The sequence below is a fragment of the Peribacillus sp. YIM B13472 genome (genome assembly GCF_042788005.1).
GTDB classification, from domain to species: domain Bacteria; phylum Bacillota; class Bacilli; order Bacillales; family DSM-1321; genus Peribacillus; species Peribacillus simplex_E.
This window is the reverse complement of sequence record NZ_JBHZPG010000044.1, coordinates 18,541-39,883: the sequence shown is the minus strand read 5'-3', so window position 1 is coordinate 39,883 and position 21,343 is coordinate 18,541. Positions and strand designations below refer to the sequence as shown.

The following is a 21,343-nucleotide window of genomic DNA, read 5'->3' as shown; positions in this document are numbered from 1 at the left end:
GTGGAAATCAACGTCCAAATTGTACAAGCCATAAAAATAGACAAACTCGATTTTCATCGAGTTTGTCTACAGTCTGAGGCACCCATAATTTGGGTGCTTTTTTATTTCTACTTCATGTCGCATTAAAAAAATTTAAAAATTAGATACTGCGAAAAACAGTTTGGAATTTTCAAAAAATATTGAAATAAAAACCGAGGGAGATTATACTCTATTTAAGGAATTTTTTCCTTAAACTACCCTAAATTAAGGGCAGTTATGTAAATTGAATGAAAAAGGGGTTGGAGTGGGTGTCTCAAACGATAATGATTCATGATTTGATCGAGGCTGTTAAAGATGAAGTGGTTGCTTGGAGAAGATATTTACATAAGTATCCGGAGCTGTCTTTTCAGGAGGAAAAAACAGCACAATTTGTTTATGAAAAGCTGCAAACTTTTGGTGAATTGGAAATTTCACGTCCGACAAAGACGAGTATTATGGCTCGTTTGATCGGTCAGCAGCCTGGAAAGGTTATTGCACTGCGGGCAGATATGGATGCGCTTCCAATTGAAGAAGAGAATGATTTTGACTTTGTGTCACAGAATTCAGGAGTTATGCATGCTTGCGGACATGATGGGCATACGGCGATGCTCCTTGGCACAGCAAAAATTCTTACACAGTTAAAGGATCAAATTAAAGGGGAGGTGCGCTTTTTATTTCAACATGCTGAGGAACTGCCGCCCGGTGGAGCTCAAGAGATGGTGAAAGCCGGTGTGCTTGATGGAGTGGATATGATCATTGGCACCCATCTCTTGTCGACTCTTCCTTTAGGGAAAATTGGTCTGAGTTACGGTCCGATGATGGCGGGAGCTGATACTTTTAACATTACCGTGGTCGGTAAAGGGGGGCACGCCTCGCAGCCTGAACTTACCGTCGATCCCATAACGATTGGAACTCAGGTTGTATCGAATCTCCAGCACATTGTTTCGAGGTATCAAGAAGCCCAGGAAGCCCTTGTGGTTTCAGTGACCCAGTTCCATGCGGGAAGTGCGATTAATGTCATTCCAAGTAAGGTAAGCATTGGTGGATCGGTTCGAAGCTTCAATCCAGAACTGAGGGAAAACGTTCCAACCTTTATTGAACGCATAGTAAAAGGGATTACGGAAGCACATGGAGCTACTTATGAATTCGATTATCAGTTTGGTTATGCTCCTACCATTAATGATGAAGAAGTTACCCGATTGATGGACGAAACGATCTGTGAAGTATTTGGTGAAGGAAGTCGAGAGATTTTAAAGCCAATTATGGGAAGTGAAGACTTCTCTGCTTTTCAAAAAGTAGTTCCGGGAACTTATATTGTAATAGGAGCTCGTAATGAAGAAAAAGGGATTATTTATCCTCACCATCATCCCAAATTCACAGTCGATGAACAGGCTCTGCAATATGGGGTGAAGTTATTTGTTCATGGGACTTTGAAAATGTTAAATCTAACATACTAGGGGGTTAAGAGTTTGAAAAAAATATATTGGCTCGGAATTGTCCCGTTTCTTGGCTTTATTGTGGGCGCTTTGTTTACAAATAAAGTGACTCCCTATGTTCTGGGAATGCCATTTTTTCATTTTTGGATTGTACTCTGGTCTGTGCTGACCACAGGTATAATGGGGATTATTTATCTACTGGATCCTGCTAATCAGAAGGGAGATTCAAGATGAATATTGCCGTTTTTTTTATCCTGTTTTTTTTCGTCATTTCTGTTTTGATCGGTATCCAGGCTAAAAAAGGGAAAGAAATGAACTTGGAACAATGGTCGGTTGGAGGACGCGGGATGGGAGCCCTATTGATTTTCCTCTTGTCCGCAGGTGAAATGTATACTACCTTTACCTTTTTGGGTGCAAGTGGATCTGCTTATGGGGAAGGGGGTTCCATCTTTAGTATAGTATCATACGGCTGCCTGGCTACAGTGATCTCCTATTGGACATTTCCTGCTATCTGGAAGTATGCAAAGAAACACCAATTAGTTTCCCAATCAGATTTTTTTGTGAAAAAATATCAAAGTCCTTATCTTGGTGTGCTTGTTGCTGTAATAGGTGTTATAGCTTGTACTTGCTACTTAGTCCTGCAATTGAAGGGGTTAGGATATATCGTTTCAGCAACATCATATGGGGCAATCTCTTCTACAGCAGCCATTTGGGTCGGGGCAATTGGCGTTACCATTTTTGTAATGGTTTCCGGTATTCACGGTTCTGCCAGGACTGCTATTTTGAAGGATATTCTGATTCTTGGCATTGTCGTATTTTTAGGAGTTTATTTCCCACTTCATTATTACGGCGGGCTCCAACCTATGTATGAGGCCATTGAACAGGCAAAGCCGAACTATACCATACTTCCAGATCAGGGAATGAGCGTTTCGTGGTATATATCCACTGTTGTATTAAGCGCTATTGGATTTTATATGTGGCCGCACGGGTTTTCACCTATTTATGCTGCATCAAGCGAAAAGGCCTTGCGGAAAAATGCCATCCTAATGCCAATGTATCAATTGATTTTATTGTTTGCCTTTTTTGTCGGGTTTGCAGCGATCTTACAGATGCCTGGATTAAAAGGCGGCGACGCCGATCTTATCTTACTGCAGCTTACTAAACAGGATTTTGATCCATGGTTTGTGGGATTAATCGGTGGTACAGGCGTGTTAGCCGCTCTAGTGCCAAGTTCCATGCTGTTAATGTCAATATCAACAATGCTGGCGAAAAATGTATATAGCGTATTCACTCCAACGGCAACGGAAAATCAGATTGCAAAACTGGTAAAATACATGGTTCCGCTGATTTCTCTTGTAGGGATATACTTGACCTTTCAAGGTGGAAACACCCTCTTTAGTCTGGCATTAATCGCCTATAATTTTATTACACAACTAGCTCCTGCCTTTTTCGCCAGTTTGATGAGAAATAATTTTGTAACCAAACATGGAGCATTTGCTGGGATTATAGCAGGAGGAGTGCTAGTCTCCATTATGGAACTAGGGAACATGAAAATCGGTCAACTGTTTCCTTACCTTCCTCAAGCAATTAAAGACCTGAATGTAGGAATTATCGCCCTATTTGTTAACATTGCAGTGTTAGTGGTGGTTAGTCTGATGACAAAAAACATTACTAATAATCAGGATACTGATGATTTGGAGACATCAACAGTAGAGCACAAGGTCCTAATGCAAAAAGAATCAAATAGCTAACTCAACATGATTTTTAAATTCACTTCCGATATGATGATGAAAATGACGGATAACCCTCCAATAAAATTTTCTGGGGACAGTATTGTAGCAATCTATTTACAGCTTGGATAATGGCTGATAATGCAGACCCACTAAAAATTGAGTAGTTTTTGTCAAGTTGGTCCAGTGCATGATAATTCAATTGAAATCACCTAATTGGGGATGGGGTATTTTGATAATCCATGGGAACAAATTAATCATCAACGAGAGGTAAAATAGTTCATTTAGATCGCTTTCTGACCAATAACAAAGAAGATTATCTACAAATGAAACAAACCGGTCTGAATATGGCCGGTTTGTTTCATTTAGTTACTCTGTTTTAGAGCTCTGATCTTTATTTCTTTTATTTCCTTTGCTGTTGTCCCCGCTAACAGGAGCTTGTCCGTGTAATTGCGGTGAATTTTGATTACGGCTGCCTTTATTAAATTTTTTTGTCATGTCTCACATCTCCTTTCTTTTTTCAAATACAGTTTGTCCCTTTTTGGTGAACTTATGTTTTTCAATTGAAAGGAACATCTTTATCCAAGTGATATTCAAAACCTTCATTCAAGGCCTAAGCGGTAGCTCAGTAGGGATGGATAGATAGAATAGACATTAGCTTTACCCGTTGAAAAATGGGCTAAGCTGCATATCAAGTCAGGTTGGTAAGAATTAAGTCACAGAGGACTGAGTTAAAATCTAAAAACGCTTGTCGGCCTTCCAAGTTTATCGATCTGGAATCAGCAATGGGAAGTGTCATTCGCCCTTATACAGACAAAGCGTGCCAAATGGCTGTTATGACTGTTGAAAGTTCTGATTATGGAGATAAAATATAATATCGTTAGGGAATGTTCGGAACTAGAGGATCATTTAACATAAGTTCATTCATGAGGTTTAAATTACATAATTACTACTTTATTTTTAATATGCTTGCAGTTGTAGTTTGCAGCTCTGAAAAAAAGAACAGTATATACAGATAAATGATTTCAAGGATACATGTGGTATTCCATTTTAAAGCATGTATAAACATCTTCATGGTAATCTTTCCTTTCTTATTGTAATTTCATCAATTATACTAATGATTTTATACAAAATCTTCCTCTGTGTTAGATTACCTACCATTGTTTTTCTGGATGTAAGATTTTGTTGAAAAAGGACGTTCACCATTACCAACTAGTGAATATCCTCAAGTAGATGAAGGAAAGGCTATTTTTTAGTTACAATATTTTCAATAATTACCTCGATAGAATATACTACGTACTATTTTAGGAATGACAAAAACTGATTTTGGTATGTACATTTTGAAAGATCATTATGCTGTAACTTAAGGAAAAAATATGTACTTTTGGGTGATGACTTTTAATTCCAATCAAAACTACAGTCCATAAGTTCCTGTTCCATTTACGGTGATCACCGCCTAACCGAAAGAGACGATATCAATTTCCCCAGCCCATCGGAAACTCCAAGAGTGAAACCGGGTATAAAGTAGCGATCATTGCGTTGCTCCCAAACATTAAAAACGCTTGGGCATAGGTGTATTCTTCTGTTCTTTTAATGTCATTTACTCCATAAGTTCAATAAAGGGATGCTCCTTACACTCCAGAACTATTTCCAGAAGTGTGCATATTCAAAGAAAAAGTCGATTCCAGGTTGGATTAGATGCCCTTACTGAATCACATATAAAGTAATTTAGCTCCCTAATCATTTTCATGTACCCTCAAAGTAAATGGGGAAAATTATCAGTTATCTACTGGGCAGTCAATCACCATAAATCTGGCTTCACAAAACACCAAAATCCTCCTTTGAATTCATTGTAGCAGTGCCATGCCAGGTGTTCAGAAAATGATGAATAATGACATTGACCTGTGATAAATAAAAGCTCTAATGTGAGTGGTAATGAGTAAGAAGATTCATTTTTATAACATTCGTTGAATTCTGAAAACTACCGTGTTAAAATTTGGTAGCACCAGCAATCATGTTACGTATTTACATATTAATAGGGCCCTATTATTCAGAAGATTGCTAGATTTTTTCGCACCTAGACTTTAGTGATTTACTGCGTAAAAATATAATCAATAGGATTGGAGCTAAGTTAATGGGTGTAGATACCAATGCAAGTACGAAGAATAAATTAAAAGTTGATTATGTGTTTACAGATGCAGAGAATCAACTTCTTACAAATAAATTTTTGGATTTAAAATGTAATCCCTATGAGGATTACACTTCCTTTCGTTCAGAAATTGAAAATATTGTGGAAAACGATGATGAAATAAAAGATATTGTGGAAAAAATAAAAGCTGCCGGCGATAGGATTTGGAAGGAAGAACCATACTTATACCTGCAAAACTGTCCTATAGATAAAGATGTTCCTATTTTTGACCATGAATCACCAGTTCAATCAAAAAGAGAGCTTAAAAAAACATATGTTGGGGAAGGGTTTCTTCAATTCTATGCTCAAGTCATGGAAATGCCAGCCATTGGATATATAAATGTAAACGATGGCGATGTCTTTCAAGATATCTATCCAATGAAATCTTTATCGGAAACACAATCACAAAAAGCACTGGTAGCTTTAGGATTCCATAAAGACTTAGCAAATCATTTCGTTCGCCCTGATTTTGTGAATATGTTATCAATGAGGGCCTATGAAGGAAATCAAATTTTTACAACCTTCGTCAAAAATATTGATTTAATTCAGAAACTTGATCCTTCGGATTTAAATTTGATGCGTCAAGAACTATTCTATACACCTTTTGATGATTTATCGACATATGGTAATCGTACTGAATTAGGGCGTGCAAAAAATCACGCTATCCTATTAAATGAAGAAGAATTTGATATTGCATATTTTGAAAATCGGACAGTCGGTCTTACAGAAGAAGCCCAGGAAGTTGTAGATAAAATAAAAGTTTTACTACATGAATTAAAGGCTCCACACCTACTAAAAGCAGGTGAATTTATCTCTTTGTCAAACAATCATTCTATTCATGGTAAGGATGTTGAAGAGATAACAGATGTGGAAAAGCAAAGAGCTCGTTGGATAATGAAAACCGTTAATTTGTGGAATTTAGATGAACACAAAGAGCACTATGTAGATGGTACAGATTGCATTGTAAATGGATAAATAATAGATCTGTCGGGAGTTGACTCCCGACAGGTTTAAAATAGCTTTAAATTTAACATACATACTAAAGTAACCCAAAGGAGGACAGCGTTATTGATTTACCAATACGCTAAATTATTATGAATAATAGGTTTCTTCAAAATACTTTTGAACTTATGGTAACTATATATCCAAATAACATTGCAATAAAAGATAAAGATATGGTTATAACATATAAAGAATTAGATAATTGGGCAAATGCTCTTGCTCATTTGCTTGTAAAGAAGGGTATTAACGAGGGAGACCGGGTTGCTATTGCATCAGAAAGGTCCATTTCATTGATAGTAGCTATGCTTGCAACGCTAAAGTCGGGTGCCGCTTATGTACCACTTGACCCTTCTTATCCATTAGACAGACTGAGATATTGTATTGAAAAAGCTGAAGTTAATGTATTAATGACTGACGGATCTGTTCCAGATTTAACCGTTAACCGAAATTCAATAGATTTAAGTGTTCATTCTAAAATTAGAGCGGAAGATCCTCCAATAGTTCTGATTAATGATGAAACACCAGCCTATATTATTTTCACATCGGGTTCAACCGGAAGACCAAAGGGTGTAGTTATCCCGCATCGTGCCATTGTCAATCATATGCAATGGATGCAAAAAGAATTTGCTTGGACAAAAGATGATGTTTTTTTACAAAAAACTGCATCGGGATTCGATGCTTCCGTTTGGGAGATATTTGCACCACTATCGTCGGGTGCTACCATGGTTATTGGTTCATCCAACCCATTTGATATTGCAACTGATATCAAAAGGCATGAAGTGACAGTTGTACAGTTTGTACCAACTGTACTTAAATTATTGTCAGAACTAGAATTATTATCTGATTTTACATCTTTACGTCTTTTGTTTTGTGGCGGAGAATCATTGCAAACATCATTAGTAAAGAAAATCCAAAAGAATTTACCAATACCGATTATAAATTTATATGGTCCTACTGAAGCAGCTATTGATACTACTTATAGAGTTTGTTTGCCAGATGAAAATCATCTTTTTAGAGAAATTGATTTGGGACAGCCAATCGATAATGCTTCAGTACATGTTGTGGATGAAGAGATGAATATATTGGGTACTGGTTGCGAAGGAGAACTACTGATTTCCGGTGAAGGTCTAGCGTTGGGGTATTTTGGTCTTCCCGATGTTACAAAAGAGAAGTTCATTATATGTCCTTCTACAGGTCAATTGTCTTACCTCACTGGAGATCTTGTTTATATTAGAGAAGATGGTAATTACGAATTTCGAGGCCGTAAAGATTTACAAATAAAGTTAAGGGGCCTTCGTATAGAACTTGGTGAAATTGAAGAAACCATCCGAGAAGTTTCTTTCGTAAAAGACATAGTTGTAGAGGTTCGTGAAGAAGTTGAAGAACAATGGCTTGTAGCTTATATACGTTGTGATTCTAAGTCTTGGGATGAGAGTGAGTTAAGAAGCTATATTGAAAAACGTTTGCCTTCATATATGATTCCTAATTTTTTTGTTCAGATGGATAGTTTCCCATATTTAGAGAATGGGAAAATGAATCGACGAGAATTATCTTTGATACCGTTTAGAAGTAATAATAATTTTGACGGACTTCATGATAAATGGGAGCAAGTTATTGCGAATATTTGGGAAGATGTCATTGGAGAAAAAATTCATTCTGCTACCACGTCATTTGCCTCAGTAGGAGGACATTCATTACAAGCAATTCGGCTCGCAAACCTTCTTTCCACTGAGTTTCAGATATCGTTAACACATGGATTTGTCTTTTTGTATCCAACAATTCGAAAACAAGCAGATTATCTAAAAAAGAATAGTTTAAAGAATGGCAAGAATACTGTAGTACCTAAGAAACTGGACAAGAAGAAACAAAAATTTGATGCTAATCTTGAAGCTCCATTATCTTTGGGACAACAGGGGATACTATTCTTTGAACAAGAGGAAGGAGCATCTCAATATCATATAGCGTTTCTGTTGAACTTTGAAATAGGTAAAACCACAAAAATAGAAAAAGCAATTTCCTATTTACGAAGAAGACATCCAATTTTATCATCACGAATTATTTTAACTGACAATGGTGAATATATCCAGAAATATGATGGTTCATTGAATTCTGAAATGATTAAATACTCAGTTACGGAAGCGAACTTAAGAAAAGTAATTCAAACTGAAGCAGAAAGGAAATTTGAATTCAATAAGGGAGGATTTCGTGCCTCATTATTTAGTACTGACAAGGCGGAATATTTATTATTGACTTTCCATCATCTAATAGTTGATGGTTGGTCATCTCAATTATTTGTAGACGAGTTACATGAACTTATTGAAACTGATCTAGTGGAAAATAAGGAAATGAAAGCTGCATTTTTCCAATTTGCACATAATCAAAATTCAATGGATTTCAGTAATGGTCTTAAATTTTGGGAGGAGTATCTAGATCAGATTCCAAATAAATCAAGATTCTCAACAAGTATGATGAAGGGCAGCACCCAAACAATAAATGGAAAACAGATAAAGTTTTCACTAACAAAAGAACTAGAACAAAAGATACTTTCTTTTAGCCAGAATACATCAATTACAGAATTCTCCATTCATCTAGCAATGGCAGCTTATGTCCTTGCCAGAATGAGTGGTCAACGAGATATCTGCATTGGGGTACCGGTAGCTAATAGAACTTATGAACAGGATTTTGAAGCGATTGGAAATTATGTTAATGTTGTACCATTTAGAATTAACTTTACTGAGGATGCTACATTAAATAGTATTTCCGAAAAGATTGCACAGGATTATGCTGAGATAATAAAGTATGAGCATATTCCAATTGAAAAAATTATTCAGTCTGTTGTAAAGAGTAGAAATAGTGACTATCGGCCACTATTTCAAGTGATGTTTGTATATAATAGATTTTTGAAAAAGCAACCCTATACTCAATTTAAAATGGAATCGCTTTTAAGTGATACTTCTAAATGCGATCTTAGTTTTATCATAGAACATGATGGAGAGAATTCAACATTCACAATAGAATACTGTAACGACTTATTTACGGATAATGTAATCTCAGAAGTGAAGCAAGAATGGATTTCTCAAATGCAAAAAATAGCTGATGAAACAATTAAATTAGAAATCCAAGAAAATAGTATTGAAGCTACCACGATAGAAAATGACAAAATCTATCATGCAGATAAAGAAACTTTAATAAAAGTTCAAAATATATGGAAGGATATCTTCAGAAACTCAGACCACAATTTAAATAGTAACTTTTTTGAAATAGGTGGTCATTCGTTGTTAGCCATGAAATTCATTGCTCAACTAAATAAGAAATTTGAGCTAACTTTGCCAGTATCTATCGTCTTTGATTATCCCACTATACAAGGAATAGCTCATGTTATAACAAACTCCATTAAACCCAATGGCGTAGTGCACGTCTCACCAGCTGTGAACCGTCAAAAAATATGGTTTATTCACCCAGCTGGCGGAGCACTTTGGTGTTATAAAGAAATGGCTACGGAATTAAACAAAATGTTTGATGTATGGGGAATTGAAAGTGCAGAGATTCCTGAAAGTGATAAATTTGAAGATGATTTATTAAATATGGCTAAACGATATGCTTCTTATATTTTATCTGTTCAACAAGAAGGGCCTTATTATATTACGGGTTATTCGTTTGGGGGTAATGTGGCTTATGAAATAGCTCGTTCCTTTGAGGCTGAAGGAAGAGACGTTGGTTTGTTAACATTATTAGACTGTCATTTCAGTAAAGCCCGTGAGTTCGACAAAATGGAGTTTGTTAATTCATATGCATTAAAGTTTACTAATGGAGCAAATGATAAGTTTATTCCTGATGAGTTAACCCATATGGGCAAAGAAGAACTATTGGAATTCCTTTTAAACTTAGGAAAAGATGGCGGTCATCTCCATATGGACGCAGAAGTTGAGGATGTTAAGAGTGGCTTGGGAATTTGGGAAGCAAATAATATCGCTATTCATCGATACAATATATCTGGATCTTTTTATGGGAAAGTTCTGTTTATACGAGCTGAAGAAAATGAGCATGATACCACTGTAGGTTGGGAAAATTACTTGGCTGGAGATCTAACAGTGCGTTCAGTTCCAGCTCAACATTTTACGATCTATAAATCTCCAAATGCTGAAAATGTTGCTGAAATTATTATGGAACAAGTTGCATCTATTAGATATGTATAAAATTTAAGGAAAAAGGGTTTTTAGTATGAAAAAATATCAAATACGTTGGAGATTTTTTGCTGAGGGTATTCAAAACACTTTATTTTATATGCTATTTCCATTTATTGTTTTATATTTAAACGATGCTTGGAACCCTTACCTAGCATCTGTTGGCTTAGCCATAATTTCAGTATTGGGTGTAATATCAGGTATCTGGGGCGGGATCTTTGCAGATAGGATAGGTAGAAGACCTATGATGATATCTTCAAGTATAGGTTTTCTAGTTGCGACTATATTATTTATCATTGGAAGAATAGTCGAAAGTAATATAATGGTATTTGGTAGCTTCGGTTTAATGAGTATAGCCTATTCTTCATACTTACCTGCTGGAAGAGCTTATATATCAGATTGGCTCGATGAAAAGGAACAAAAAAAAGCTTATGTATTAACCTACCAGATATTTAATGTTGCGGTGACGCTTGGTCCTCTTATAGGAAGTTTTATATTTGACTCTATGCCTATTTGGTTTATCGGTATATCCTTAGTATCTGTTCTGACTTTAGTATATATATCACTATGGAAAACTCCAGAATTTCAGGTTAATAGAAAATTAGGCACTGAACAAAGAATAGATTCAAATGGTAAGTTTACAAAAGCGGTAGTCCTTATAGGAAAAGATAAACGTCTTTTAATTTTTGTTGTTGCCAGTGTATTTGCAGCTCAAGCTTTCATGCAGTTAGAAATATTGCTTCCTTCAACTTTACTAGATAGTTTAACTAAAAGTACATCAATATTCGGCTTTTCAATTAATGCTTCTCAAAACTATGCTTCATTGTTAATGACGAATGGCATCTTGGTAATTATTTTAGGTAGCATGGCTGCTAGACTTTCTTCAAAGTATAGCACGCGTTTTGGGTTTGTAGGTTCCAGTATATTGTATGCTTTCTCCATGGTTATCTTTGGCTTTTCTCAAAACTATTTAGGTTTTTTTATAGGAGTCTTAATCCTTACAATAGCTGAATTACTTGTTGTTAGTACACAGGATTCTTACATTGCTGGTATCGCACCTGCTAACCAAAAAGCACAGTACTTTGCTGCGGCAAATATTCGATATTCAATAAGTCGAATATTTGCTCCACAGTTACTGGCATTTGTACCATTAATTCGGCATGAGGGAGCTTTTCTGGTCGCTGCTTTTTCTTCCTTAATAAGCGCTTTTTTATTTTTCATGCTCTTTCAAAAAAGAATATTGGCTTATAATTCAAAAGTGGGTCATAGTATCTCGGAAAAAATATAAAACAAAAGGGGTTCGGAATTAAAAAATTCCGAACCCCTTTTGAAATTCTCTTTGAATTTTCACCTAAAGTTAAGAGATTGGGGCTCTACGAGCCCACTATGTTAGGCCATTTTTGGACCCTCAAATTGGCCATCTTCTTTAAATTAATGGCAGCATCAATTTTACGAACCAAATGGTTCGATGGCACCAGTTGATCTCGCTGAATAGAATCATGTTTAGAAAACATCCTCATCACCTCAAGTTTTAATAATTCTATTAAAGCAATAAAGACTTTAGGCAAAAGGGTTCTTTCTAATAGTAAACAAAGTTGATTGGAGCGGGTGTGCGAGACTCCTGCTTAGAAAAGCGCGTCCAGGGGAGACCCCGCGAGCGCAAAGGCGCCGAGGAGGCTCCCGGACCGCCCGCGGAAAGCGAGTGCCTGGAGAGGAAATCAACGTTCAAATTGTACAAACCCCTAAAAAAACTGTAGACAAAACACTCGATGAAAATCGAGTTTGTCTACAGTCTGAAACAAAAGGCAGAAATATTCTGCCTTTTGTTTATTTGACTTTTACAAAGTTATTAAAGTGGTTTTAACTCATTTATTAAACTATTCAATTCTATAATATCGATATTATCAGGGAATTCGAAATGATTTTCATTTCCGTTATTAATACAAACACTTATGGGATACCCAGGTCCAAGATGATACAACTTAAAACGATAGTCAGACGTATTTCCAATTTTTAAACCTAGTGTTTTTAATTTTGAAAATTCCTCAGTTGGTATTTCTAAACTATAACGATTCCTTCTATTCAAGATTGAAAAAGTATTTGGGGGAACCAAAAAACCTGAACCTATACATTTTAACCAGCTTTCCTTCAGCGTCCACATTTTGAAGAAAATTTCGATTTGATTAGCTTTGGGTGATTTAATTAAATACATTAGTTCTTCACTGCTAAAAGTACTTTTGGCAATTTCATAGATGTTGAAATCTTTGACCTCTTCTATATCAACGCCTATGGAATCATTATGAATGCCAACAACAACCCAATCACCTGAATGAGAAATATTAAAGTGAATTCTTCCTCCGGCTAGATGGGGTTTCCCATTTTCACCTAAGACAAATTGGATATTTTGAAATGGATCTTTTAAACTGTCACTTATGAACCACTTAGCTAATAGCTCCCCAAATAAAGAACGGTATTTATCCTTTATCTTTTGTAATTTGTGTATGCTCAATTGTCTTTGTCGAGGACACAAATCGAGCATTTCTTCATAAGTATTTTCATTCAAATCAATTGGTAATTTTAAAGCGATAATCTTCAATTTTGATCTCCTTATTTACCTTAATATTGTAAGCACAAGAATCATTTGAGTGATCTTTGCCAAATCCAGGGGAGACACAATTCTCAATTGTTATTTTTATGACTGTCATTACTGGTGATGTCATTTTTGTTTAAAAATTCAATGATTCCATTCATCAATCCAGGGGATAATGGCAGTTCAGGATTTGTATAGGTTGCTAAATTTCCCTTTCGATCTGCAGGGGCTTCTTTCAATACATGATTCATCTTTTCAAGGATAAGTAATTCAGAATCGCTTTTTTCTTTATGTAACGCTTTTGCGTTAGTTGCCGGCACCTGGATATCTCTATTACCGTTTACGATCAGAACAGGGATATTCAGTTCCTTTACTAATTCTATCGGGTTATATTGAATCCATGAAATCATGTAAGGTTGAACAGAAGGACGGAATACACTTTGCAAATCAGCACTGACAGTCCCGACTTGTTTTCCTTGTTTTAGCTTTGCCAGTATATCTTTGGATTCCGTTAATAACGTCGGTGTCAGTTGCTCTTCAAGCTGTTTAATGAGTACTTGGTCAATGGGTTCGCCTGCACCCGCCAATGAAATGAATATGTCAGTTTCTGTTTTCTTTGCGGCTGCCATCCCAATTAAAGAGCCTTCACTATGGCCGATGATGCCGACTTTGGAAAAACGGCCATCCTTTTTGGCAAATTGAGCCCAAGCAGCTGCATCCTCAATATATTGTTCAAATCTTAGGTCCTTTTCTTTTCCTGCCAATTGCATATTTTCACCAATTCCGCGCTTATCATACCTAATGCTTGCGATACCTTTTTCTGCAAGACTTTCGGCTAACATTTTTAAACTATTATTTTTTCCGGGATTTGCAAAGGTGTTACCATCTTTATCGGTCGGACCAGAACCCGCAATTATAATCATCACAGGAAAAGGCCCTTCATTTTTTGGTGTTTCCAAATGGCCTTTAATGGTTCCGTTCTTTAAGTTGGCCTGCACGATTTCACCTGATTCTTTTTCTTCAACTGCCTGATCGGATTTCTTGAGCAATTCAAAGGGGAAGGCTTGCCCTTTTTGAACGAATGTTCCTGAAATCTTTTCCTGATTTATTTTCCCATCAAACGTAATTTGCTGATTTTGGATTTTCATATCAAAAAACAAGTCTGATTCACTTAACCTTACACTTGTTAAGGGGAATTCGTTCAACCCTTGTACAGGAATACTTATCGTTCCATCTTTCTCCGAAAAATAAACAATGATTGGAAGCGCTTGATTTGGAATCTTAATATCTCCCTCCCACCTGCCTTCAATAGCTTTCAACGAGCTCACTTCATCCGATTTCTCTTCCACCTGTACCTCGTCCTTGGTTCTGCAACCTGCCATTAATAAAGCAGCACTTACGATAATACATATAATCGACAAAAGTCTTTTCATTTGAGCCAGTTCCTTTCTTAAAATAATTAGACTCAGTCATTGGATACCCGTCTTCATTATAAGGAATTTTTAATATAAAATTCCAATATTTTCCCTTAATATGGTGCTTATTTTTCGGGTTTATCCTTTTATGGTGGCAATTGCAGCTTTGAAGAGGACGTTTTTTAAAAAAATATCGAAGAGACGTTCAATCAGACCGTCTTAATCGAGAGCGCTTAAGTCGTGTTGTTCTCACGGTACTCTTTTAAAGGTGAGATATTAGGTTAAAGAATTATTTGAATTAAACATTGACATCTAAAAGAAACTCTTTTAAAGTGGATTTGTAAATTAAATATCCTCGTTAGGTGAGGCTCCTGTGTAGGAGATACGCTACTGCCCAAAAATGTCGAAAGACGCCAATGGGTCAACAGAAACCATCGACATAAGGTGGTTTTTAATGTAGCTGGCTTTGTCCTATGCCACACAGTGCTAAAGCTCTACGAATGGAGGAACTGGATTTATGCTTGTATTTGTCATGCAGTCATATACGACTGTTTGTATTTGTCAACCAGACAATGTACGCATATAAACCGTATTTAACACCTTCATTTGTAATGGAGGTGTTTTTATTTTTTTCCTGGAGGTGAGGATAGTGGGGGACTATTCACGACGATATATTCGAAGCTTAATGAGAATTGAATGAACACAAAGAATTTGGAAGGGGAATAATAATATTTTTTTTACTCTTAATATTTAAGGGAAATATTTTTTGGCTCCCCTAAAAAGGAGTGAGTGACGAAATGATAAAAATCCTGACGGAAGATCAAATAACTTTACAAATCATAAAAGTATTAAAAGAAGGAAAAAAGAAAGAATTTCAAGCAATATTAGAAGAACTCCAACCATATGACATTGCGCGAATTTTTGAGGGGCTTCCAGAAAAACACCATACACGTTTCTTGTTATTACTTGATTCAGAACAAATCGCTGAACTGATTCAAGAAGTTGAAAAAGTACATCAATTAAAAATCCTTAGTAAATTAGGAATAGAGAAATCCGGCCATGTAATGGACCTAATGGATAATGATGACCTAGCTTCATTGTTAGAAGACCTATCCCCTGGAAAAATTGAAGAACTTCTTTCAGGTATGAAACAAGAAGAATCAAAAATCGTTCAAAATATCATGAATTATCCCCCTGAAACGGCCGGGCGAATAATGACAAACCGTTTTGTATGGATACCCCAACACTATACGGTTCGAGAATCAGTTGAAAAGCTGAAAATCTTTGCGGAGTTTTCGGAAACGATCAACTATCTTTATGTAATAGATAATGATAAAAAATTAGTAGGTGTTGTGTCATATCGGGATTTAATAATAAATGATGAATCTGAAAAAATTCAAGATATTATGTATAGCCGGGTTATCTCCGTATCTGCTTATGAAGACCAAGAAGAGGTAGCTCGTGTTATTGAGCGATATGATTTTTTAGCAATTCCTGTAGTTGAAAAAAATCATGAGTTATTAGGAATTGTAACCGTCGATGATATTATTGATGTTGTCATTAAGGAAGCGAATGAAGATATTGAAAAATTATCGGCTTCCGGTAAAGCTATAGACTTTGACACGAAGGCGCACGTGGCCGCATATCGTCGGCTACCCTGGCTTATTTTACTTTTATTTATCGGCTTAGTGTCCGGAACTATAATAAGCGGTTTTGAAGAAACATTGTCCAAAGTTGTTGCACTTGCTTTCTTTATGCCGATGATCGCAGGGATGACTGGAAATACAGGTACTCAATCTTTAGCTGTTGTTGTAAGAGGCCTAATCACTAGTGATACGGATAAAGGTGTCGTAACCAGACTTATTATACGGGAACTGAAAGTTGGATTGATAATAGGTATTACCTGTGGAATATTAATTTCCATCATAGCTTATGTTTGGCAGGGAAATCCCGTTCTGGGATTAGTGGTTGGAAGTTCGTTAGTGATGACCCTGATTATCGGGACATTAGCTGGGACCATTATTCCTTTGATATTATATAAATTAAACATCGATCCTGCAGTTGCTTCTGGTCCGCTAATTACAACACTGAATGATATACTTTCGTTACTTATTTACTTTGGAATTGCAACGATGTTTATTTCAAAATTGATGTAGACTATCATTAAAACCAAGTTCACATACGCTTGCAAAGATTTTTCAAGGGCGAACATAGTCTCAATGATTTCGGTACAAACTGTCCAGGCCGACGTTTTAAATCGGGAATATATAAGAAGAAAAAAAGTAGCTGCTGAGCTTGAACATTTGCCAAACAGACCAAAAAATAGTGTATATCAAGCTTCGGCCTTTTCTCGGTATCCAAATTGGGGAAAGGCCGTTAAATTCTCCAGGAAGCGAACCGTATATGGAAGAAGTCTACGTACATTATTTATTCTTAAAATGAACATTGAAGGTAACAAAGCCATTTCATGATTACCTTTATATGAATGAAAAACATGGGACATAATAGGTCGTAGCAAGTTTAGGATTTTCAGGGAAGGCTACATAAAGAGTGTTATGGAAGCAATAGCCAATCATATTCTTTGACCTATGAACTTCATCAGTGATACGCTTCTTTTCGAAATTACGTATTCAAAACCAAGGAGGAACAATGATGACACAAACCAAACAACAAATGATCACCCTGGCAAACCGTCCAAAAGGTATGCCTTCGAAAGGGGATTTTAACTTTGTTGAGGCTCAAGTTCCCACACCAAAGGATAATGAAATTTTAGTACGTACACTATATTTATCTGTCGATCCATACATGCGTGGCAGAATGCAAGATACCAAATCATATATTGCTCCATTTGAATTGAATAAGGTTATCACGGGTGGAGTGGTAGCTGAAGTTGTGGAGTCCAAATCGAATTCCTTCAAACAAGGGGATGTCGTCGTTGGGAATATCGACTGGGCAGAATACACAGTTGTCACCGAAAAGGAAATCCGCGTGATTGATCCCAAGGTGGCTCCGGTCACAACTCATTTAGGGATTCTTGGAATGACCGGTTTAACTGCTTACTTTGGCTTGCTTGATATTGGTAAACCTCAAGAAGGTGAAACTGTAGTGGTTTCAGGAGCGGCTGGGGCAGTTGGTTCAGTAGTCGGACAAATTGCTAAGATTAAAGGTGCGAAGGTTGTTGGCATCGCTGGTTCAGATGAAAAACTTGAGTACTTAACGAAGGAGCTCGGATTTGATGGAGCCGTAAATTATAAAAGAGATAGTTTTAAGACAGATTTAGCTAATGCTGTTCCCGATGGAGTCGATGTTTATTTCGATAATGTGGGCGGCGAGGTGTCCGATGCTGTTTTCACCCTTTTGAATGCGAATGCCCGAATTCCATTATGCGGAGCGATTTCCTCATATAATGCAGAAGGGAAAGATCTAGGACCGCGTCTGCAATCGGCGATGATCAAAACGAGTGCACTTATGAAAGGTTTCACAGTTGGAAATTATGCCGCTAGATTCCAAGAGGGTGCTACTGATTTAGGTAAGTGGCTTCAAGAAGGAAAGCTGAAGTATGAGGAAACGATTATTGAAGGATTCGAAAACACACCTGATGCATTTTTAGGTTTGTTTAAAGGAACGAACCTCGGTAAACAGCTTGTAAAAGTTGCGGAACCTAAATACGCTCAAATATAAGTTATATGGAAATAAAGCTGAGGAAGGTCCTTTGTTGTGATTTTTGAGCAGCTTATAATAAAAGCGGCCTTTTTTCGATATTATCGGGGAAAGGCCGTTTTCCTTTCAAGTTAAAATACAATCCTTCATTACCTTTAGTGGTATCTTTTGATCCCATATGAAGGATATTAATTATTAGAAGTCACCTCATCAGACATAGCTTTCACTGCAGAGTCAATGGAATCATTAATGAAAGGATAAATTGAAAATGAGTGAAAATAAGCACCCTTCCGAATCTTTGAAATCAGATGCGATACATGCGACATTTAAACAGGCTTTTGAAATAAAGAAGAATCCATTTCCATGGATGAAAGCACTAAGTGCAGGCATAGCTGCAGCCTTACCTGTTTTCATTGGCTTATTATTCGGAAATTTAGCGTACGGTTTACTGGCAGGGATAGGAGGTTTCACTTATTTATACGTTTTTAACCAACCGTATCACCAAAGAGCAAAAAAGATTTTCTTTGTGATGGTGGGTCTTGCTTTATCTGTAGTTTTAGGGACGCTTTTGGCTCCATACCAATTGGGAACAGCCATAATGATGGGAATCATCGGGGCAAGTGTTTTTTTTATATTTGGTGCATTAAAGATTACCGGTCCTTCGGCGGTATTCTTCGTCCTGGGTTTCGCACTTGCGACAGGTATGCCCGTTGATCAAAGTCTGGCCCCATTGCGTGGGGGCCTCGTTTTAATGGGTGGGGCACTATCTTGGATAATCTGTATGTTAGGCTGGTTTTTCAACCCGCATGGACCAGAATCGCTTGCGGTGGAAAAGGTGTACAGAGAATTGGGGGCATTCTTTGATTCCATTGGCACCGAGAAATTCAATAAAGCAAGACAGGGAACGGTATTGGCGATGAAACACGCTGAAAATACACTGTTAGCCGGGTTTTCAAACAGCCGAAGTTCAGATGAGTTAAAACGGTTGTTCCTATTGAATGAACATGCGAATGCCATATTTCTGGATGCCCTGGAAATTTCCTTGAACAAAAATATCGTACTGCCGCCAGAATTAGGTCAATCCGTTCGTGCCCTGGCTTGTTCCATTGCATCTAAAAAAAAGAATAAAAAAAAGATCCTTCAACCTGACCAAATGACTGAAGAGGTGGAAGATTTATTCATGAAGATTTATAATGCAGATGCCATCATGAATGAACCTGTCCAGAAAATCGATCAAGCAGCAACCATCTCAAAGCCTTCTTTAAAAACCATTTTTCTTGGGGCGTTCGATAAGAATTCAATTGTCTTCCTCTCATCCGTTCGATATGGAACAATCCTTACCATTGCCGCCATCATCGCCTATTCCGCCGATTTTAACCGTTCGTACTGGATTCCCTTATCCTGTGCGGCCGTTATGTCTGGTTCGACCATAATCGCCACATTCCATCGGGCGGTCCAAAGGACTTTCGGGACGGTCATCGGACTCCTGCTAGCAAGTTTAATTCTAGCAGCCGTTCATAACGAGTTCATCATCGTTTTGATCATTTTACTGTTGACATTCATTACAGAGCTTTTCATCGTTCGGAATTATGGATTGGCGGCGATGTTTTTTACTCCTTCAGCATTGATCATGGCGGAATATTCATCTCAAAGCTATGATTTCAGTTTTTTTGCGACTGTAAGGATAACCGATATCGTCGTTGGAAGCTTGATAGGTCTTATTGGGGCGCTGTTACTTGGCAGTCGTTCTGCATCCAGTCTTCTCAATCATTTGATGGCCAAAACGATTCGAAGCCAGGGGCAGTTATTATTGATGGCGTTCTCAGAAAAAGATAATGACCTTGCAATTGATGAAAGCAGCGAAAGGAACAAAATGGAAACGAATATGGTGAATCTATTAACGGTCTACAATGCATCGCTTGGTGAGATATTCAAAAACAAGGCTAGACTGGAATCTATTTGGCCCGTTATATTTTCGGTAGAACAGTTGGGCTATTATTTAAATGCCAGCTTGAAATCCTCTGAACGGCCAGTACTATCAGAGAGAAAGCTCGCACAAATGCTGTATGTTTTCGAAACCATGGCGATAGCGGCAGATAAAGGTAGATCACATACTAATAAAGAAGTGCCTGAAATTGAAGGATATTCAAAAATTCGCCAGGAAATTTTGGACCTTCAAGAAGCGCTTCGGTTTTGCGGGGAAGCAACTGGCTAATCAATCTATTGATTCTAATAAGGGAGTTCATATTTGACTCCCATTCAATTAAAAAAGGATTTCTTCGCCTCTGTTAAAGGATGAAATTGGCAGGATTATAGAAAAGTCTGTAAAAATGCCGGTTTTCATTATAAAATGTACTTACAAACAGAAAGGTGATGAACCATGTCAAACGTTGCTAAATTTCGTGATTTTTTAACTAGTGAGAAAATCTATATGAATGAGTTGAATGAAGATGGCACCACCTTTTTTAGAGCTGAACAAAAGTTAAAGGACGGTTGGAAGGTCCTTTTAGTATTTGCTTTCAATCAAGATGAAAATGTGGCGGACTTATTTTGCTTTAATGTCGCCGAATTGAAGAATCCTGAAAAGAAACAGGATGTACATACACTGTTGAATGAATATAATGCTAATTTTAGGTATTCCAAGCTGTATGAAGAAAATGGAACCATTTCCATTCGGTATTCATACTCCATTGAGGGGGATATCGTACCGGATCTGGCGTTCAGGAAGTTAATCATGCTGCTTGAAACGGCACAGCAGGTTTATCCGCGGTTAATGGAAGTCATTTGGTCTTAAATCATCATAAAGGATGAAAAAGTTCTCTGAATCAGGGGACTTTTTAACATCTCTACTAGAATGAATGAATATATTAACGTTACAATACATTAATTATTAAATTTTTTTAAAAGAACTATTGCATTTTTTCACATTAAACTATATAATTAATTTTGTTGATTGGTAATTCGACAAACTTCTACAAGAATATGCGGGTGTAGTTTAGTGGTAAAACCTCAGCCTTCCAAGCTGATGATGAGGGTTCGATTCCCTTCACCCGCTCCAATACATACTCATAACGTAGGGTTTCGTTACCTGGAGAACGAAGCTTTGCGTTTAAATATTAT

At 37.0% G+C, this 21,343-nt stretch carries 13 protein-coding genes, 1 tRNA gene and 1 riboswitch; of the genes, 11 read left to right on the top strand and 3 right to left on the bottom strand.

Annotation, left to right across the window (positions count from 1 at the left end):
- Positions 1-302: 302 nt before the first annotated feature.
- From ACFX4I_RS23585 to ACFX4I_RS23575, 3 genes are read left to right on the top strand one after another with little or no spacing between them, the layout of a single operon-like run.
- Positions 303-1,475: a M20 family metallopeptidase gene (locus ACFX4I_RS23585; RefSeq protein WP_377423410.1), complete on the top strand. Its 1,173-nt coding sequence runs from the start codon at positions 303-305 to the stop codon at positions 1,473-1,475.
- Positions 1,476-1,487: 12 nt separating this feature from the next.
- Positions 1,488-1,688: a DUF3311 domain-containing protein gene (locus ACFX4I_RS23580; RefSeq protein ID WP_098370916.1), complete on the top strand. Its 201-nt coding sequence runs from the start codon at positions 1,488-1,490 to the stop codon at positions 1,686-1,688.
- Positions 1,685-3,205 carry a sodium:solute symporter family protein gene (locus tag ACFX4I_RS23575; RefSeq protein WP_377423406.1) on the top strand — a complete coding sequence of 507 codons (1,521 nt, stop codon included), beginning with the start codon at positions 1,685-1,687 and terminating at the stop codon, positions 3,203-3,205. Before ACFX4I_RS23580 ends, ACFX4I_RS23575 begins: the two co-directional genes overlap by 4 nt.
- Positions 3,206-3,553: 348 nt before the next feature.
- Here ACFX4I_RS23575 and ACFX4I_RS23570 read toward each other — a convergent pair whose 3' ends face one another.
- A complete protein-coding gene (locus ACFX4I_RS23570) occupies positions 3,554-3,682 on the bottom strand; it encodes a hypothetical protein (protein ID WP_255256698.1) in 129 nt (42 codons plus the stop codon).
- Positions 3,683-5,318: 1,636 nt separating this feature from the next.
- Here ACFX4I_RS23570 and ACFX4I_RS23565 point away from each other — a divergent pair.
- The 3 genes from ACFX4I_RS23565 to ACFX4I_RS23555 all read left to right on the top strand — a co-directional run bounded on the left by ACFX4I_RS23565 (position 5,319) and on the right by ACFX4I_RS23555 (position 11,846).
- Positions 5,319-6,347: a hypothetical protein gene (locus ACFX4I_RS23565; protein ID WP_230302314.1), complete on the top strand. Its 1,029-nt coding sequence runs from the start codon at positions 5,319-5,321 to the stop codon at positions 6,345-6,347.
- Positions 6,348-6,466: 119 nt separating this feature from the next.
- Positions 6,467-10,570: a non-ribosomal peptide synthetase family protein gene (locus ACFX4I_RS23560; protein WP_377423403.1), complete on the top strand. Its 4,104-nt coding sequence runs from the start codon at positions 6,467-6,469 to the stop codon at positions 10,568-10,570.
- A gap of 25 nt (positions 10,571-10,595) precedes the next feature.
- A complete protein-coding gene (locus ACFX4I_RS23555; RefSeq protein WP_230302312.1) occupies positions 10,596-11,846 on the top strand; it encodes an MFS transporter in 1,251 nt (416 codons plus the stop codon).
- Positions 11,847-12,407: 561 nt separating this feature from the next.
- Here the strand turns inward: ACFX4I_RS23555 and ACFX4I_RS23550 are convergent.
- Positions 12,408-13,154 carry a 4'-phosphopantetheinyl transferase family protein gene (locus ACFX4I_RS23550; RefSeq protein WP_377423400.1) on the bottom strand — a complete coding sequence of 249 codons (747 nt, stop codon included), beginning with the start codon at positions 13,152-13,154 and terminating at the stop codon, positions 12,408-12,410.
- 83 nt (positions 13,155-13,237) lie between these two features.
- Positions 13,238-14,581, bottom strand: coding sequence for an alpha/beta hydrolase family protein (locus ACFX4I_RS23545; RefSeq protein WP_377423398.1), 1,344 nt, complete (start codon positions 14,579-14,581; stop codon positions 13,238-13,240).
- Between the two features lie 329 nt (positions 14,582-14,910).
- Positions 14,911-15,076, top strand: a riboswitch (M-box (ykoK) riboswitch).
- A 284-nt stretch (positions 15,077-15,360) separates the two neighbouring features.
- On the opposite strand from ACFX4I_RS23545, the gene mgtE reads away from it, so the two are divergent.
- The 5 genes from mgtE to ACFX4I_RS23520 all read left to right on the top strand — a co-directional run bounded on the left by mgtE (position 15,361) and on the right by ACFX4I_RS23520 (position 21,281).
- Positions 15,361-16,719, top strand: coding sequence for a magnesium transporter (mgtE, locus tag ACFX4I_RS23540; RefSeq protein ID WP_230302308.1), 1,359 nt, complete (start codon positions 15,361-15,363; stop codon positions 16,717-16,719).
- Positions 16,720-17,215: 496 nt separating this feature from the next.
- A complete protein-coding gene (locus tag ACFX4I_RS23535) occupies positions 17,216-18,244 on the top strand; it encodes an NADP-dependent oxidoreductase (RefSeq protein WP_377423395.1) in 1,029 nt (342 codons plus the stop codon).
- 247 nt (positions 18,245-18,491) lie between these two features.
- Positions 18,492-20,438, top strand: a complete 1,947-nt coding sequence (locus ACFX4I_RS23530) for an FUSC family protein (RefSeq protein ID WP_377423393.1) — start codon at positions 18,492-18,494, stop codon at positions 20,436-20,438.
- A 165-nt stretch (positions 20,439-20,603) separates the two neighbouring features.
- Positions 20,604-21,017: a YbjN domain-containing protein gene (locus ACFX4I_RS23525; protein WP_063235961.1), complete on the top strand. Its 414-nt coding sequence runs from the start codon at positions 20,604-20,606 to the stop codon at positions 21,015-21,017.
- A gap of 190 nt (positions 21,018-21,207) precedes the next feature.
- Positions 21,208-21,281: transfer RNA gene (locus ACFX4I_RS23520), tRNA-Gly, on the top strand.
- The last annotated feature ends 62 nt before the right edge of the window (positions 21,282-21,343 follow it).

What these genes read in the sequence shown, in the direction of transcription:
- ACFX4I_RS23570 (WP_255256698.1), bottom strand. Translation starts at nt 3,682, where the DNA reads ATGACAAAAAAATTTAATAAAGGCAGCCGTAATCAAAATTCACCGCAA.
- mgtE (WP_230302308.1), top strand. Translation starts at nt 15,361, where the DNA reads ATGATAAAAATCCTGACGGAAGATCAAATAACTTTACAAATCATAAAA.
- ACFX4I_RS23535 (WP_377423395.1), top strand. Translation starts at nt 17,216, where the DNA reads ATGACACAAACCAAACAACAAATGATCACCCTGGCAAACCGTCCAAAA.
- ACFX4I_RS23530 (WP_377423393.1), top strand. Translation starts at nt 18,492, where the DNA reads ATGAGTGAAAATAAGCACCCTTCCGAATCTTTGAAATCAGATGCGATA.
- ACFX4I_RS23555 (WP_230302312.1), top strand. Translation starts at nt 10,596, where the DNA reads ATGAAAAAATATCAAATACGTTGGAGATTTTTTGCTGAGGGTATTCAA.
- ACFX4I_RS23560 (WP_377423403.1), top strand. Translation starts at nt 6,467, where the DNA reads ATGAATAATAGGTTTCTTCAAAATACTTTTGAACTTATGGTAACTATA.
- ACFX4I_RS23575 (WP_377423406.1), top strand. Translation starts at nt 1,685, where the DNA reads ATGAATATTGCCGTTTTTTTTATCCTGTTTTTTTTCGTCATTTCTGTT.
- ACFX4I_RS23565 (WP_230302314.1), top strand. Translation starts at nt 5,319, where the DNA reads ATGGGTGTAGATACCAATGCAAGTACGAAGAATAAATTAAAAGTTGAT.
- ACFX4I_RS23585 (WP_377423410.1), top strand. Translation starts at nt 303, where the DNA reads ATGATTCATGATTTGATCGAGGCTGTTAAAGATGAAGTGGTTGCTTGG.
- ACFX4I_RS23545 (WP_377423398.1), bottom strand. Translation starts at nt 14,581, where the DNA reads ATGAAAAGACTTTTGTCGATTATATGTATTATCGTAAGTGCTGCTTTA.
- ACFX4I_RS23525 (WP_063235961.1), top strand. Translation starts at nt 20,604, where the DNA reads ATGTCAAACGTTGCTAAATTTCGTGATTTTTTAACTAGTGAGAAAATC.